The following is a 16,159-nucleotide window of genomic DNA, read 5'->3' as shown; positions in this document are numbered from 1 at the left end:
CTAGGTTTTGTTGGGGCTGAGGCCGTCGCAGCGTGGCGGATGCCGCTCGCCGACGGCGTCGGCGTCAGGCCGGGACGGCCGCCAGGTCCGCCGTATTGCGGCTCGCGTTGGCGGCTTGGCCGATCAACATGGCAAGCTCAAGCGACTGCTCGTAGTTGAGCCTTGGGTCGACTGCGGTTTTATAGGCGCGCGACAGATCCGCCTCGCGGATTCCGGACGCACCGCCGACACATTCCGTGACGTGCTCCCCGGTCAGCTCGAGGTGAATGCCGCCAAGCGGCACACCCTCTGCCGCGTGAATCTGGAAGGCCTGCTCGATCTCGCTGTGGATCGCCTCAAAGCGCCGTGTCTTGAAGCCGGTGCTCGATTCCTCGGTGTTGCCATGCATCGGATCGAGCACCCACAGGACCTTGTAACCGGTCACGCGCACCGCCTGCAAAAGCGGCGGCAGTGACGCGGCGATCTTGCTGTGCCCCATGCGCGTGATAAGCGTGAGGCGTCCAGCTTCCTGGCGGGGGTTCAGGCGCTCGATCAATTGAAGGACGCTCGCCGGCGTGGTGCCCGCTCCGACCTTCACGCCGATTGGATTTTCGATGCCCGAGCTGTAAGCGACGTGGGCGCCGTCGAGGTCGTTGGTGCGCAGGCCGATCCACGGCATATGGGTCGACGCGTTGAACCATCCCCCTCGATTCGCGTTCTCGCGTGTCACCGGCTCCTCAAATTCGAGCAGGAGCGCTTCGTGCGAAGAATAGATCCGGTCGGCATCTTGCGCATACGGAAACGCTGCGCGGCCCTGGGCCGGGTTTTCTGCCTGTGCGATGACTTCCGAGATCGTGCGCAGATAGTGCGTGGCTTTGCTTGATCGCTCCACCCAGTCAAGCGGCCAGTTGAGAGGATCGTCGAACCTGGAAAGGCCATCTGCGGCGAGGGCTCGCGTGTAGTTCATCGTCATCGCGGCGTGCGCATACGCATCGAGAAGACGCCCCGGCTCGGGTTCCCGGGCCTCATGGTCGAACGTGGAGCCATTGACGATATCGCCACGATAGCTAGGCAGTCGAGCACCCGAGCGTTCTTCCCAATCGGATGACCTCGGTTTCGCATATTGACCGGCGAAGCGGCCGATCTTGACGATCGGCTTGCGCAGTCCGTGCGCCAGCAGCAGGCCCATCTGCCGCAGCACCTTGATGCGATTGACGATTTGTGCAGTGGTGCAGTCGCTGAATCGTTCGGCGCAGTCGCCGGCATGGAGCAGGAAACGGCGTCCTTCCTGCGCGTCCGCCAAGGCGGCTTTTAATTCGGAGATCTCTCTGGATGTGACAAGCGGCGGCAAGGTGGCGAGCTTATCCCGCACTGCACTCAATCCATCGGCAGAGCGGTATTGGGGTTGCTGCAAAGCCGGATAATTTCGCCAAATACCCGGCGACCATTTTTCGTTTCTGACATCTTGTTTCGAAGGTGAACTGGAACTCATGTATTTCCCTCTCTCAGGTAATCGTCATTGAGCGTGATTCGCTTCTTACAGATCCAGGCAAAACCAATGAAATGCGAATGGCGGGCGTTAAAATTATGGGTTTAAAGGGTCGCGAGCCGGTTTCAAAAAGCGGCTCGCGACGGGAATGACAGCCAGCCTTACGGTTGAAGCCGCCGGCTGGCCCAGGCGGATTCGGTGCCTTCATAGCGCAGGCGCTTGTACAGGCGATCGGGAGCGAACTGCCAGAACTCGACGGCAGACGGGCGCAATATGTAGCCCAGCCAACCCTTAGGTCTGGGCAAGGCGCCTGCCTTGCGGGCTTCGAGCGCGTGAGCCCGCAGCGCCTCCTCATCTTCCAGCGTCGCGCTTTGGGTGCTCACCGTGGACATGGCGTGCGATTCGACCGGGCGCGACGACCACAGAATGTCGGAATCCCGGTCGGGCAGGGGAGCGACGATGCCGGAAACAATCGCCTGACGCTTGGTCTCGCGCCAATAGAACACGCCCGAGGCCCAGCCCGTTTCTGCAATGTCCTTACCCTTCGGGCTCTGCGCGTGCGTGGCAAAGACGAGGCCTTCCGGCCTGATCTCGAGGATCTGGATAATACGGTTGGACGGCCGGCCGCTGGTGCCTGCCGTAGCGAACGCCATCGCCCCGGGTTCAGACGCATTGTTCTCGATTGCGTGGTTAAGCCACGAACGGAGAACGGGAACCGGATCTTGTGGCGGGGCTTCGAAGATTGATTCGTCGGTGATATGCATATGAGTAACGCCGTTATGTTTCAATTGATGCCAGGTTTCGAAAATGCCTAAGCCCTTTCCAACTTTCTTGCCGGCTCGGCGCTCTCTGCGAAGCGTGTCGACCAGACGGTTCGGGTGTACTGGGCGAAGTTGAACTCGGGTCGCAGCCCCACGTGTGAGGTGAGCGTTTGTACGTCACGCCAGCGCTGCTGCAGCGCGTTGTGCGAAAAATGGGTATTGCTGCCGCCCAGCCGAAACAGGCGGTTGATGGCAGTCAGCACGAGCTCCGCCGCTAACGATGCATCGCGGGCATTGCGTGCCACCAGCGCCGCGGGCAACGCACCTAAGTCGATGGTCTGGCAACCGCGCTCGATCAGCAGTTGAGCGGCGTCGAGCTCGCCAGACGAGCGCGCAAAAATGCCGGCAAGCTCGCCGGCAGGCGGCTCGGCTTGAAAGTTACCGCTCCAGGTTTTCAGGCCCGCTGTCGCGGCGCCGAGCGCGCACGACATGAACAGGTGGGGATCCGCGCCAATCGGCGAGACTTCATAGCGCGGCCCTTGCGCAGAGGCTGACTGACCGCTCCAGAGATCTCTCTTCAGGAACGACATATGCGCCGGCACGAAGACTTGATCGAGGACAATCGATTTACTACCCGTCCCGCGCATCCCTAAGGTATGCCAATTATCGACAATCCGATAGGAGGACGCCGGAACGGCAGCATAGCGAACCGCCTGTTCGTCGCCAACCGGCTCGATGCACAGCAGGGCCCATGATGAAAAATCGATGCCGGACAGGAAATGCCACTCGCCCGAAAGCACCCATCCATCCTTGCTCGGAATGACCTTACCGGTCGATCGGAACGACGCGGAGATCGCGACGTCCGGCCCGTTTCCCCAAATCACCTGCTGGCTTTGCGTCGGCAGGTAGGCTGCCATGCGGCCCGTTACGGCGCAGATGGCCCCGCACCACGCGGCCGACGTGCATCCGGTGCCCACCGTGCGAAGCCACGAGGCCAAACCGGTGAACGGTCCGCTCAGGCCACCAAAGGCCTGCGGCACGAAATAGCGGGCGAACCCTTGCGCAAGCAACGCCTCGACAACTTCCGGAGCGATCCGGCGATTCTGTTCGGCACTCGCAGCGTGCTTCTCTGCAACTGTGCGCACCTGCTCCGGAGAAATGGGCTCGCAAACAGTCTGGTCCACATGTTCTGACATCTGCTCATCTCCTTGAAGATGACTTCGGTAAATGTTTGGTTATTCTGCCTGGATTCTTTAGCTGATAATCAGGTGTGCGACGTTTTAGGCGATGTGACATACCCATCGTGCACCATCGACTATTAGCGAAATCGGATCTCTCTAAACGCCAATTACATGGCTTGAAAGCCAGCTAATAATGCCCTTCGCATGCGCTTCTGATCCACCTCTTATTCACTGTTGCAAAGCAAATGAGCACATGTTAATTTGGTTCTGACTTACGGTCAGTCATCGCCAGTCATAATCGGTCGGAGAGGGAATGGAAATCAAGCTAGTGAAACTGATAGGTCGACTTGGCGTCAGAACGAACGTGGCGCTGGGGGTGGCCGTGAGTGCCGGCTATGTGCTTCAAGGCGTCCTCCTTGCCTTTGCGTTGACGGAGATTTATCAGGGCGGCGGCACGATAGATACGATCCGCTGGATTGCCGCCGCGGCCGCTGCGGTTGCAGTGCGTTGCGCGCTCGTTTGGGCAGCGGAGGTTGCGGCGCAACGAACCGCACGCAATGTCAGGCGCCAGTTGCGTGAGCGTCTTTTGCAAAAACTGTTCGATCTGGGCCCGGGCTTCGCCGCGCGGAGCAAGGCGGGAGATCTGCAAAGCACGATCGTCGGCGGGGTAGAAGCGCTCGAGGTGTATTACAGCGGTTATGTTCCTGCTGTCTTTATCGCATTGATCAGTTGCACGGGCGTGGTGCTCTGTCTTGCGTACTTCGATTGGCGCGCGGCGCTGCTGCTCGCCGTGTTCGTGGTTGCATTGCCGGTCGTCGACAGGCTCTGGCTGCGCTGGCGCATGCCGAAATCGTCCGGCGTGTTTGCGGCATTGGGCGAGTTCGGGGCTTACCTGCTCGACAGCCTGCAGGGAATTGCGACCCTCAAGGCCTTCGGCGCTTCGGCTATCCGGCGCGACAGCCTGGCAAAACGTGCGGCTGAGTTGCGTCGTGAATCGATGGCAACGCTCTCGGTCACCCTGGCGCGCACGGGGTTGACGGCGCTTGTCTCGCTGGGTGGATTCGCGATTGTGGTGGGCGCCGTGGCCTGGCGCGCGTCGGCCGGCGAGGTGGGGTCTTTGGTCGTGCTCGCGACGCTGTTCCTGGCGCGCGAGGCGTTTCGCCCGCTCGAGCGCCTGGAAAAATCACTCCATGCGGCATGGGCTGCGGGCGGCGCGGCGGCGCCGATCATGGCGCTGCTTGCGGAGGTGCCTTCGGTACAGGAACCGGCCGCGCCGATGCCCGCGCCCGCGCGTGCCGATATCGTCTTCGATAGCGTGAGCTTCACGTATCCCGGCTCGGACGCGCCGGCATTGAATTCAACTTCGTTCTCGGTACCCGAGCGAGGTTTCGTCGCCCTCGTCGGGCCATCGGGTGCGGGGAAATCGACGGTCGCGGCGCTTCTGCTGCGCTTTTTCGACCCGCAAGCGGGGAGCATTCGGGTTGGCGGTATCGACATCAGGAAGCTGTCGAGTGGGGATCTGCGGGACCTGATCAGCGTCGTGCCGCAGGAAACGTATCTCTTTCATGGCACGATCGAAGACAACCTGCGCATTGCCAAGCCCGATGCGACCAGCGAAGAGATTCGCGCAGTGGCGAAGGCCGCGCATATCGACGCGTTCATCGAAAGTCTGCCGCAAGGCTATGCGACGGAAGTCGGCGAACGCGGCGCGCAGATGTCGGGCGGGCAGCGCCAGCGTATCGCCATTGCGCGAGCACTGCTGAAGGATACGCCGATACTGCTGCTCGACGAAGCCACCTCGAACGTCGATCCGGCCAGCGAGAAAGCGATTCAGCAGGCGCTGGCCGAGCAGGCGCGCCAGCGGACCACCGTGGTCATCGCTCACCGCATGTCGACGATCCGCGATGCCGACTCGATCCTCGTCCTCGAAGACGGCACGGTGCGAGAAGCCGGGCGCCACGCGGATCTGGCGCAGCGCGGCGGACTCTATTCCAGGCTGGTCCACGCCAATGGAGAACTGGTATGAACGGAGTACAAGCCGATTCGGCAGCTATGGCCAGTCAAACCGCAGAGCGCGGCTCGGGCCTCGGTGCACTGCTGACGCTGGGAGCATCGCGCAAGACCTTGTTGTTCCTGACGATCCTGTCGGGGCTGGTCGCCCAGGCGGGAACGGTAACGAGCATCGCTGCCGGCGCGTGGCTCGTGGGCCGCGCGCTCACCCATGCGGCGCCCGCCGCACTCGTGCCGGGGTTCTGGGTGCTTGCGCTATCGGTGGTGGCGGCGGCCGTTGCTCGCTGGTGGCAAGCGGACGTATCGCACGATTTCGCTTTTGCGCTAATCGAGACCTTGCAAGTCAGTATCTACGATGGATTGGAGCGCGCCGCCCCTGCCTATGTTCTGGGGCGGCGGACCGGCGATCTCGCGTCGGTCGCAACCGCCGACGCTGAGCTGATGGAGCATTTCTATGCACATATGCTCGGCGACTACATCGGCGCGATTATCGTGCCGGCCTGCGCCCTGATCGCGCTCTTTTTCGTGCACTGGCTGGTGGCGCTGGCGCTTCTGCCATTTGTCCCGTTGCTTGCGTCTGTGCCGCTTTGGCTGGCGGGACGCGCCGATGTCGAGGGCGAGAAGCTGGCTGCGGCGGTGGGGCTTCTCAATGCGGATGTCACCGAGAGCATTCAGGGGCTGCGTGAGCTGTCCATTTTCGGCCGCGGCGCCGCCCACCTGCGACGCTTGACAGAAAGATTCGCTGCCGTCGCGCTCGCGCAGCGCCGCTATGGATCACGTGCGGGGCTGCAGCAGGCGGCAATGGATGGTCTGTTTGCACTCGCCGTGCTGACCGTCGCGTCGGTGGGTATCTGGCTGTTGGGAGAAGGGCGCCTGGCACTCGGCTTACTCCCGCTCGCGATCGCACTTGCAGGCGGCGCGCTGATGCCGGTGATGGAGGTGACGCTGACCGCGCGCAAGCTAAGCGCGCTGAAGGCGGGAGCGGAACGTATCGTGACGATCCTGCGGCAGCCGTCGAAGGTCGAAGATCTCGGCCATGCCGCCGAGCCGGCGGACGCTACGATCGATTTCAAAGCGGTGAGCTTCGGCTATGGCGGCGAACGCAGCGCAGTGCTGCGCGACGCGACCTTTACGATCCGCCGGGGCGAAACGGTTGCGCTGGTTGGGCGCTCAGGCGCAGGGAAAAGCACCTGCGCCAACCTGCTGCTGCGTTTCTGGGACGTCCAGGCAGGCCGTATCAGCATCGGCGGCCAGGACCTGCGCGATTTGCCGCTTGCGACGCTGCGCAAGATGGTGTCCGTGGTGCCACAGGACGTCTACCTGTTCAACGAATCCGTGGCTGACAACATCCGCCTCGGAAAGCCGGAAGCCACCCAGGCGGAAATCGAGCACGCGGCCCGGCTTGCGCAAGCAGACGAATTTATCCAGGCGTTGCCGCAAGGCTATGCGACCGTTTGTGGCGAGCGCGGCGCGCGTCTTTCGGGCGGACAGCGCCAGCGTATTGCCGTGGCGCGGGCCTTCTTGCGCGACGCACCCATTCTGATTCTGGACGAAGCGGCTTCGAACCTCGATGCCGAAAGCGAGCGTGCGCTTCAGATTGCAATGGACGAGATCTGCCGCGACCGTACCGTCCTCGTCATCGCGCATCGTCTTTCTACCATCCGGGCTGCGGATCGCATTCTCGTGATCGATAACGGCCAGATTGTCGAAGAAGGACAGCACAGCGATCTGGTGGCCAGGAACGGCGATTATGCGCGGCTTGTCGCCATGGCCGGGGAGGTCGAGTAGTTGCGCGGCGGATACAGATTGCGCGACTGTAACGTGCTCAGTTGACTGTGCTCAAGGCCAGGTCATCATTGTTTCGGCGAGCTCGGTTGACGATTGAGGGGGCGGGCTGGGCATAAAACTCAGACCCGATTTCGTATCAACACAGGCTGCGACCACGCCACCTCGAAGGTGGCTTTTCGCAGCAACCGGGTGAGACAGATGAGTGGCCAAGAGGAATATGCTGAAGTAGCGGTTGGAGAGAAGCCCACCACGAAGGGCTTTCTGAAGAGCGGCGAGGAGTTCAAGCAGTCGCTGCGCGATGGCCGTGTGGTTCTCTATCAAGGCGAAGAGATCGACGACGTCACGACGCATTTCGCCACGGCAGGGGGCATTGCGCAGATTGCGGAAATTTATGACGAGCAACAGGACGAGGGCAGCGAGGGTTTGCTGACCTACCAACGTCCCGACGGCAATCTGGCCGCCATGTCGTACATGGCGCCGAGAACCAAAGAGGATCTCGCGCGGCGCCGTAACGGCATCAAGTACGTCGCGCAAAAAACCTGGGGCACGCATTGCCGTGGGCTCGACATGATCGCGAGTTTCCCGGTCGGCATGCTGGGTTATTTGCCGAGCTTCAAAAAGCACTGCCCGGAGTACGCCGAGAACATCGTGTCGTACCTCGAATATGCGGAACAGAACAACCTGTACCTGTCTGAAACGATCGTCGATCCCCAAGGATTTCGCGGGCGGGCCGGTGGCACCGCGGTGGACCTGGTGCCACCCGAGCGTGCGGTCATGCGCATTACCAAGGAGAATTCGAAAGGGATCTGGATCAGCGGTGTAAAGGGTGTCGGCACGGTGGCGCCCCAATGCAACGAGATCTTCGTGGGCAGTCTGCACCCGCCTACCCCTGACGAAGCCCTTTGGGCCTTTGTTCCGGCGAATGCGCCGGGCATCCGGATGTTCTGTCGCGAGGTGGTGCATCGTCCGGGCACGTCGGCTCACGATCACCCGCTGACCTCGAAGGGTGAAGAAGCCGAGGCGATGGTGGCGTTCGATAACGTCTTCATTCCGCGTGAACGCGTCATGGCGGCCAGAACGCCCGCCATCGCGAATGCCGGCTTCTTCAATCTGTGGACCGTCTACAGCCATTGGTACACGCTGGTACGGATCGAAGCCAAGGCGGAACTCTATGCCGGTCTTGCCAAGGTGATCCTGGAGGTGCTCGAACTGGAACACATCCCGGTCGTGCGGCAGCGTGTCAGCGAGATCGTCCAGTTTGCCGAGATCATCCGCGGTATGTGTCTCGCTTCGCTGGAGACAGCCACCATGTCGGAAGGAGGGCTGCTGGTGCCTGGCTCGACGGCGCTTGCGGCGGGGCGGGTTTTTGCCATGGAGAAGCTACCGCGGATCTTGCACATTCTCAGGGATCTGTGTGGACAAGGCTTGATCTTGCGCTTTCACGAAAAGGATCTGGCTCAACACGCTGCGTTCGGGCAGAAGTTTGAATGGTTCCTGGACACGCAGCGCGTTTCGGCGGCCCACAAGAACGTCTTGATGAACCTCGTCTGGGACGTTGCCGCAAGCGAGCACGCAACACGGTCGCTGGTTTTCGAAGAGCAGCACGCGCTCAGCGAGCCGCTGCTGCGCGATACCATCGTGCGCGACTACGACTATAGCGAGCACGCAAACCTGGTGCGCAACTACATCGGGCTTCCTCCCGCGCCACTTAAGGGGTAACGCCTCTTTGGATGGTGCTCCGCGCCTAAGCGGGCCTTGGGCCGCTTAGGTGTGGATTAAGTGCCGCTCAGGTATCGCTTAGGCGCGGAAGGTGCAATATCTCACTTGCACCACTTCTCCGCCCAATCTTGCAGCGGCCGCAACGCCTTGAGCAACGCTAACCCTGCCTCGGTCAGACAGTATCCCTGTCCCTCATGATCGATGAGTCCCGCCTCTCGCATTTCCTTGAGCCGGGTATTGAGCAAGCTGGGATTGGTATCGGCCGCCTCTAGCAGGGCGCGAAACGTCAGCGGCTCACCTCGCAATTCCCACAGGATGCGCAGCGCCGCCCGTCTCCCCAGCAGGTCGAGCGCGACCATGATGGGGCGCCCGGTTGTGGACCCGCGCACCGGCTGACCAACTTTCGGTATCTTCACGCTTTACTTTCCGTAGCGATATAACTAGGATCTGCTATTGAAAATATAGCACAAGGAGATGACATGTCTGCTCGTATCGCGCCCGCTCAGCCGCCGTTCCCGCCCGCCATGCAGGAGATCCTGGAGAAGATCACGCCGCCCGGCGTGCCGGTGCTTGGCCTGTTCACGACGATGGCTCGCGACGAGCGATTGTTTGGTAAATTCTTCGCCGGTAGCCTGCTGGACCGCGGCCACCTGACACTGCGACAGCGCGAGTTGATCATCGATCGAACTACCGCGCTGTGCCGATCCGAGTACGAGTGGGGTGTGCACATGACTTTCTTTGGTGCACGCGCCGGCTTCTCGGCTGAGCAGATCGAGGCGCTGGTATACGGCACCCCTCAGGACACGTGCTGGTTGGCGGAAGACTCGGTTGTCCTGCAAATGTGTGACGCATTGCATCGCGACTGCAGCATCGACGAAGACTTATGGCAGGCGTTGCGCGCCCACTTCGCTGAGGAGGCGATCCTTGAAATGTTGATGCTGGCCGGCTCCTATCGAACCGTAAGCTATCTCACCAATGCGCTGCAATTGCCGCTCGAAGCTGGCGCCATGCGCTTCCCCGTGCGCGCAGCGACCTAATAGTCATTTTGAGGCACCAACATGAGTTCTAGCTTGAAAGCATGTCTTTTCGATTTCGACCTGACACTCGCGGATTCGTCCGAGGGAATCATCGAGTGCGCCCGGACGGCGCTCAGTCAGATGAGATTTCCGGTGCCCGATCCGCAGCGTATTCGCGAATCGATAGGATTGCCTCTCGACAAGAGTTTTGTATTCCTAACCGGAGACCGGGACCAGACGCTCGCAGAAACGTATGCCCGAAACTTCGTTGCCTGCGCCGACGAGGTGATGGTGGCCATGACGCACTTCTATCCGCCTGTGGAAACGCTACTGAAGACACTGCGGGTGCAGCAAGTGCGCGTGGGTATTGTGTCGACCAAGTTTCGCTATCGCATCGAGGCCATTCTCCGGCATGCCGGACTTGAGGCCTGCGTCGACGTGGTGATAGGGGGAGAAGACGTCACGCGGCACAAACCTGATCCGGAAGGCTTGCAGAAAGCGTTGGAGATATTGGCGATTCCGGCCTCCGACGCGGTCTATGTAGGCGACCATCAGATGGACGCACAAGCGGCTCAAGCAGCCGGCACCCGTTTCGTCGGCGCAGTAACAGGGCTGACCGATTTCGAGGCGTGGCAGGCCCAGGGCCAGGCGTCGGTCAGGCACGATCTGTCCGAACTTTTGAGTGTTGTTGGGGCGTAGGCACCGCAACGTCCGCCAGGGTGTTCAGAGAGTGGGGCGCTGATCAATAAATACTACATAGTTGGGTCCGGAAGATCGGGACGTAATTCCGCCTCAATCTGGTCAATGGTGGGCAAGTCCGTCTCCAGTGACTCCGGTACCTCGCGCATGAGCTGATACTCGGACACACCCATCGGCTTGGCTATGCCGCGCAACGCATATTCCGCCACGAGCCGGTTCTTTTCCTTGCATAGCAGCAGACCGATGGTTGGCTGGTCTTCCTGCGTCTTGACCTGCGCATCGATAGCAGAAAGGTAGAAGTTCAACTGGCCCGCGTACTCGGGCTTGAACGGCGTCGTTTTCAGTTCGACAACGACATAGCAACGCAGCTTGAGATGGTAGAAAAGCAAATCGAGGAAAAACTCGTCACCACCTACCTCCAGCCGGTACTGGCGCCCTACGAAAGCGAACCCTGCGCCCAGTTCGAGCAGGAAGCGCGTGATGTGCTGGGTGAGCGCACGCTCGATGTCACGCTCCTGTGCGCTCTCAGTCAGGCCAAGGAAGTCGAAGATATAAGGGTCCTTGAGTACGTCGCGTGCGAGATCCGATTGCGCTGGCGGCAGCCGGTCGGCGAAATTCGTCACGGCCTTGCCGGTACGAGTATGGGCGGCCGTCTCGATCTGCATGGTCAGCACACTGCGTGACCAGCCGTGCTCAAGCGATTTTTCCGCATACCAAAGCCGCTGAGCGGGGTCGTCCAGCTTGTCAAGCAGCGTCACTACGTGCGACCACGGTAATTGTGCAACGGGTTGTTGCACAAATTCCGGCTGCGGAAAGGCTTGCGCGAGCGCTCGCATGTACTTGAGGTTGCGCGGCGAGAAACCGCGCATGTCGGGAAATGCAGCCTTGAGATCGCGCGCGAGCCGGTCGACAACGCCCGCACCCCAGCCTTGTTTCTGCTGCCTGTCAAGAATGTCGCGGCCGATCTGCCAGTACAGTGTGACCAGTTCGCGATTGACGCTGGCCACCGCGCGTTGCCGCGCGCGCTCGACGCGCTGCTTGAGTTCGGCGAACCAGTGACGATAGTCCTCAGCCCACACGGGAGTATCCGGATCTTTGGCCATGCGTTTGGTCGGTGGGCGCTGATGATCGCGCTCGGAACAGAAATTATCTTGGTGAAACCGGCAATCGACAAGCTGGAACCGGTGAAGTCGCTTCGATTATAGCATCGCACCCCATCAAAATTGTTGATAATTTATCTTATGTCAAATTGATCGCTGACAGGTTCTGCATCGTAACTCCATTAGCCCCGCATGGAACGTGCGCGGGGTTTGAACCAGTCGACCAGAAAATCCAGCATGGCCCGCAGCGCCGGCGGCATCTGACGCCGCGAGCTATAGACGCCATGGATACCGAGCGTCTGTGGCTCATATCGCGGTAGCAAGTGCACGAGCTGGCCACTTTCGATCAACGGTGCGGCAGCGAAGAGCGGCTGCAAAGCCACCCCTGCGCCTTCGCGCGCTGCCGCAAGCAACGTCATCGATTCGTTCGCGCTCAGGTTGCCGCTCACCGGCACGCTGACCGGCTCACCGGTTTTCGGGTCGGTGAACTTCCACAGGCTGTTGCCGAAGTACGAGTAAGTCAGGCAGTTGTGAACGGCCAGATCTTCCACGCGTAGCGGTGTCCCGTGTGCCGCCAGATAGCCGGGTGAAGCGCATACGACCGACTCGCAGATACCTAACGGACGCGAAATCAGATTAGGATCCAGCTCGTTGGTGATGCGCACGGCGAGGTCGATTCGCTCTTCCACCAGGTTCACCGCACGCCCATCCACAACAAGGTCCACGGCCGTTTGCGGATAGCGCCGCAGGAATTCCGTGATTGCCGCGCCGAACACCTGCTGCGCAATGGACTGCGCACAGGCTACGCGTAACAGCCCGCGCGGCGCATCGGCGTCGGAGCCGTCGAGCACCACCATTTGCCCGGCTATTTCGAGCAGCTGCTTGCAGCGCGCCAACGTCGCTTCGCCGGCCGGCGTGAGACTCAGCCGACGCGTGCTTCGATGCAGCAGCCGCGCTGCCGACCATTCTTCCATCTGCGCCAGATAGCGCGTCACCATCGCGCGCGACATGCCGAGCGCGTCAGCCGCCGCCGTGAGGCTGCCCCGCTCGACGATAGTGACAAAAACTTCCGCAGCAATAAGACGATCCATATTTGACCGGATGATGCAACAAATATGCTCATGATAGCGGCTATTTGCATCGAAGTAAGCAACGTAGGATGTCGACATTGCACTTCAACCCCATTTAACGGAGAGACTCCATGTCGCGTATTCGTGCCATCCGCACTCTGCTCGGCGCCGCCATCGCCGCTGCCGGCCTGATCAGCCAGGTCGCCAGCGCCGCCCCACTGCACCTGGAGGTCTACAACCCAGGCGACAAGGGCGTCTTCCCGGTGTCGTCCGAGATCATCACCGGTGAGCACGACGCGGTGCTCGTCGACGCGCAATTCCAGCGCGTCGATGCCGAAACGCTGGTGCGGAAAATCGAGGCAAGCGGTAAGACGTTGACCATGGTCTACATCAGCCAGAGTGACCCGGACTACTACTTCGGACTGGACGTCATTCAGGCTGCCTTCCCGAAAGCGAAGATCGTCGCCTCGCCCGAGACGGTTGCGGCGATCAAGGCGTCGATGGACGGCAAGCTCGCGTACTGGGGGCCGATCCTGAAGGGCAACGCGCCGCGTCGTCTGGTGCTGCCCGAGCTGCTGCAAGGCGCACGTCTGACGCTCGAAGGGCATGCGATCGAGATCAAGGGCCTCGAGGGTCCGGATCCGGCTCGCACGTATCTGTGGATTCCGTCGCTCAAAACGGTGGCGGGCGGCGTGGTGGTGAACAGCGGCACGCACGTTTGGGTCGCGGATACCCAGACCCGCGAGTCGCGTATCAACTGGCTGACCACGTTAGATAACATCGAAGCGCTCGAGCCCACGACGGTGGTGCCGGGTCACTTTATCGGCCCGATGCCGAAGGGACTGGATGCGGTGCGCTTTACGGCCGATTATCTGAAGACCTTCGAGCTGGCAGCCGCGAAGGCGAACAATTCGGGTGAACTGATCAGCGCGATGAAGGCGGCCTACCCCACGCTTGCTGACGTGTCGTCACTCGAGCTGAGTGCCAAGGTCATCAAGGGTGAAATGCAATGGCCTGCGCCGGCTCCTTCGACAGCCCGCAGTCCGGCAACTGATGGGCAGCCGGGCGCGGCACAACCCATCAGCGGCACCCCGCACCTCACCGGAGCAGCATCATGACCACGCTTCACTACATCTTCGATCCGCTGTGCGGCTGGTGCTATGGCGCGGCCCCGCTGGTGGCGGCCGCGCGCACCGTGCCCGAGCTCGCTGTGGTTTTCCACGGCGGCGGGATGCTGAGCGGGCCTAACCGCCGCAAGATCACTTCGGAATGGCGCAGCTATGTCATGCCCCACGACCGCCGTATCGCGGAGCTGACCGGCCAACCGTTCGGGGGCGCCTATTTCGACGGACTGCTGCGCGATCAGACAGCAGTGATGGATTCGGAGCCGCCCATCGCCGCGGTCCTGGCTGCGCAAGCCGTGGCCGGACGGGGACTGGACATGATCCACGCGCTGCAGCAGGCGCACTATGAGCAGGGACGACGGATTGCCGACACCGCTGTACTGCAAGACATCGCCAGGGAATTGGGGCTGCCGGGCGAAGCGTTCGACGCTGACCTCACACGCCTCTCAGGTGCGGCAACGCGCGAACACATCGAAGCCAGCCGGCGCATGCTGGATCGCGTGGGTGGCCGGGGATTTCCGACCTTTGCGCTCGAAGATGCCCACGGCGGCCTGGCGTTAGTGGACGCCGGCGCGTGGCTGGGTCGGCCGGTAGAGTGGGCGCAGGAACTCAGGCGCCTGGTCACGGGCAGCAACGGTTTTCCACGGCCAGGTCACCCCAACTAACTCCCCAGTGCAAACGGGGCATTCAGATTGAACTGCCCCGCCGCCATGCCGCGAACCTGCGTTGGCGGCATGGCCACGTGTCTAGCATGGCCCGCGTGATCCGTAACACCACACCTCGCCGTTACGTAGCAACCCTCAAAACAGGCCCGTGGCCACGCCACGCCCTGCCGCCCGCAAACTCCCGTCCCACATGGCTCCCAGCCAAACACCACGTTCCGCCGTCCGGCGCTCCATCTACATGGCACGTTCTCTGCAATACCAGCCGTAGAGAACGAGCGCTGGCGTGCCACATCACCTGCGCTCATGGACTAACTGGCCGGGCCAAGGCCACAAACGCCTACGGACACAACGATGATTGCCGACCTCTTGAACGACGCCGATATCGCCGCACCCGCGAGCGACCTTCACCTCGACTTCGCACAGCAGCACCCACTGCAAATCGCCGTCTGCCTGCGCAAGCTCCTCTCCGGTCGGGACTTCGTGACGGTGGAGTTCGGCGGCCGGCAAATCATCTCCCAGGTGCTCGATGTCAATTCGCGCACTGCCCGCTTTGTCTTCGATGCGGGCAGTGTCGCCGGCGATAACCATGCCCTGCCTGCCTCGCAGCGGCTTGTCTTCCGCAGCCTGCCAGGCGGCATTCGTACGGAGTTCGTCACGGCTGCGGCGGAGCCGGCGGTCTTCGAAGGACGGCTCGCTTTCGAAGCGCCCTTCCCTGCACTCCTGTACTACGTGCAGCGACGCGAATTCTTCCGTGTGCAGACACCGCTACTCGAACCGTACCGCGCCATTGGACGTTACGCGGATGGCGATGCGTTCAAGGTGGAACTGCAGGATCTGTCATTGGGCGGCGTGGCGCTGAGAACCACGGATGTGCGTTTTGGCGAGCTTGAAGCGGGCTGTGTCTTACGTGATGTCGACGTGCAACTCGGCGAGCATGGCACGTTGCGACTCGACCTTGAAATCGTCGCGCCGCGTCATTTGTTCAGCGCGAGCGGCGAGCGACGCTTCGTCATGGGTTGCAAGTTTGTCGCGCTGCCCGGCACCGCCGAGCGCATGCTCCAGCGCGTCATCACGCAACTCGAAACCCGGCGCCAGGCACTGGTGCCGCGCGACTAAAGGGTTAAATCAAGGCTGCGATAAAGGTTTATTGCGCGCTGATCTTGTGCGGCTTGGTGGCCTTTTCCAGCTTGTTGTACTGGAACTCGGGCAGGTCCTTCAGGGCGTCCTTGGTGGCGCCTGCAGATGTGCCGCCTAACGGCTGAATGCCGGCGATTTGCGCCTGCGCAACCGGCAACGCAGAGGTCAATACGAGGGCGCCGGCGCAGAGAAGTGTCTTCGCTTTCATCGTCAGATCCTTGATGTGATCAAAGGCTTGTGGCAAAGCAGCGGATCTAAACCGCGGGTCTAAACCGCTCCGCCAGCAGGCCATTACCCGGTAGCACGCGGCATGCCCGCGTCGCGCCGGGTCTCTCCCCGCCCCGCCGTGCGGGGACGCCGACGCGAATCCGCCGCGGCGGTTAATATGCGAACTGAGATGCAAACCCCAATGCCAACAGCG

Annotated in this window: 15 protein-coding genes; 8 read left to right on the top strand and 7 right to left on the bottom strand. The window is 61.6% G+C overall.

Annotated elements, in window-relative coordinates:
* Positions 1-64 precede the first annotated feature (64 nt).
* The 3 genes from BLQ92_RS32015 to BLQ92_RS32005 form a co-directional block, all read right to left on the bottom strand.
* A complete protein-coding gene (locus BLQ92_RS32015) occupies positions 65-1,471 on the bottom strand; it encodes a 3-deoxy-7-phosphoheptulonate synthase class II (RefSeq protein ID WP_090692001.1) in 1,407 nt (468 codons plus the stop codon).
* Positions 1,472-1,629: 158 nt separating this feature from the next.
* A complete protein-coding gene (locus BLQ92_RS32010; protein WP_090691997.1) occupies positions 1,630-2,232 on the bottom strand; it encodes a pyridoxal 5'-phosphate synthase in 603 nt (200 codons plus the stop codon).
* Positions 2,233-2,279: 47 nt separating this feature from the next.
* Positions 2,280-3,146, bottom strand: a complete 867-nt coding sequence (locus tag BLQ92_RS32005; protein ID WP_175772516.1) for an acyl-CoA dehydrogenase family protein — start codon at positions 3,144-3,146, stop codon at positions 2,280-2,282.
* Positions 3,147-3,723: 577 nt separating this feature from the next.
* Between BLQ92_RS32005 and BLQ92_RS32000 the strand changes: the two genes are divergently transcribed.
* The 3 genes from BLQ92_RS32000 (at position 3,724) to BLQ92_RS31990 (ending at position 8,927) form a co-directional block, all read left to right on the top strand.
* Positions 3,724-5,436, top strand: a complete 1,713-nt coding sequence (locus tag BLQ92_RS32000) for an ABC transporter ATP-binding protein/permease (protein ID WP_090691989.1) — start codon at positions 3,724-3,726, stop codon at positions 5,434-5,436.
* Positions 5,433-7,208: an ABC transporter ATP-binding protein gene (locus tag BLQ92_RS31995; protein WP_208449364.1), complete on the top strand. Its 1,776-nt coding sequence runs from the start codon at positions 5,433-5,435 to the stop codon at positions 7,206-7,208. The genes BLQ92_RS32000 and BLQ92_RS31995 overlap by 4 nt, the downstream gene beginning before the upstream one ends.
* A gap of 198 nt (positions 7,209-7,406) precedes the next feature.
* Positions 7,407-8,927, top strand: coding sequence for a 4-hydroxyphenylacetate 3-hydroxylase N-terminal domain-containing protein (locus BLQ92_RS31990; RefSeq protein ID WP_090691985.1), 1,521 nt, complete (start codon positions 7,407-7,409; stop codon positions 8,925-8,927).
* A gap of 101 nt (positions 8,928-9,028) precedes the next feature.
* Here BLQ92_RS31990 and BLQ92_RS31985 read toward each other — a convergent pair whose 3' ends face one another.
* Positions 9,029-9,343 (bottom strand): winged helix-turn-helix transcriptional regulator, encoded by a 315-nt coding sequence (locus tag BLQ92_RS31985; RefSeq protein ID WP_090691981.1) that lies wholly within the window; start codon positions 9,341-9,343, stop codon positions 9,029-9,031.
* A 63-nt stretch (positions 9,344-9,406) separates the two neighbouring features.
* On the opposite strand from BLQ92_RS31985, the gene BLQ92_RS31980 reads away from it, so the two are divergent.
* Both BLQ92_RS31980 and BLQ92_RS31975 read left to right on the top strand, forming a co-directional pair.
* Positions 9,407-9,964 (top strand): carboxymuconolactone decarboxylase family protein, encoded by a 558-nt coding sequence (locus tag BLQ92_RS31980; protein WP_090691977.1) that lies wholly within the window; start codon positions 9,407-9,409, stop codon positions 9,962-9,964.
* 33 nt (positions 9,965-9,997) lie between these two features.
* A complete protein-coding gene (locus BLQ92_RS31975) occupies positions 9,998-10,642 on the top strand; it encodes an HAD family hydrolase (RefSeq protein WP_244106262.1) in 645 nt (214 codons plus the stop codon).
* 53 nt (positions 10,643-10,695) lie between these two features.
* Here BLQ92_RS31975 and BLQ92_RS31970 read toward each other — a convergent pair whose 3' ends face one another.
* The gene (locus tag BLQ92_RS31970; protein ID WP_090691968.1) at positions 10,696-11,745 is read right to left on the bottom strand and encodes a PDDEXK nuclease domain-containing protein; all 1,050 of its coding nucleotides are present in this window, start codon (positions 11,743-11,745) and stop codon (positions 10,696-10,698) included.
* A gap of 179 nt (positions 11,746-11,924) precedes the next feature.
* Complete coding sequence (locus tag BLQ92_RS31965) at positions 11,925-12,833, bottom strand: LysR family transcriptional regulator (protein WP_090691965.1); 909 nt, start codon at positions 12,831-12,833, stop codon at positions 11,925-11,927.
* A gap of 110 nt (positions 12,834-12,943) precedes the next feature.
* Here BLQ92_RS31965 and BLQ92_RS31960 point away from each other — a divergent pair, with 110 nt between their 5' ends.
* From BLQ92_RS31960 to BLQ92_RS31950, 3 genes are all read left to right on the top strand, one after another.
* Complete coding sequence (locus BLQ92_RS31960) at positions 12,944-13,930, top strand: MBL fold metallo-hydrolase (protein WP_175773421.1); 987 nt, start codon at positions 12,944-12,946, stop codon at positions 13,928-13,930.
* A complete protein-coding gene (locus BLQ92_RS31955) occupies positions 13,927-14,601 on the top strand; it encodes a DsbA family protein (protein ID WP_090691960.1) in 675 nt (224 codons plus the stop codon). Before BLQ92_RS31960 ends, BLQ92_RS31955 begins: the two co-directional genes overlap by 4 nt.
* A gap of 351 nt (positions 14,602-14,952) precedes the next feature.
* Complete coding sequence (locus BLQ92_RS31950; RefSeq protein ID WP_090691956.1) at positions 14,953-15,717, top strand: flagellar brake protein; 765 nt, start codon at positions 14,953-14,955, stop codon at positions 15,715-15,717.
* A 28-nt stretch (positions 15,718-15,745) separates the two neighbouring features.
* Here the strand turns inward: BLQ92_RS31950 and BLQ92_RS31945 are convergent, their stop codons facing one another.
* Positions 15,746-15,946 (bottom strand): hypothetical protein, encoded by a 201-nt coding sequence (locus BLQ92_RS31945; RefSeq protein WP_090691951.1) that lies wholly within the window; start codon positions 15,944-15,946, stop codon positions 15,746-15,748.
* Positions 15,947-16,159: the final 213 nt, after the last annotated feature.

It is taken from the genome of Paraburkholderia phenazinium, assembly GCF_900100735.1.
GTDB classification, from domain to species: Bacteria; Pseudomonadota; Gammaproteobacteria; order Burkholderiales; family Burkholderiaceae; genus Paraburkholderia; species Paraburkholderia phenazinia.
This window is presented reverse-complemented; position numbering and strand designations above follow the sequence as displayed.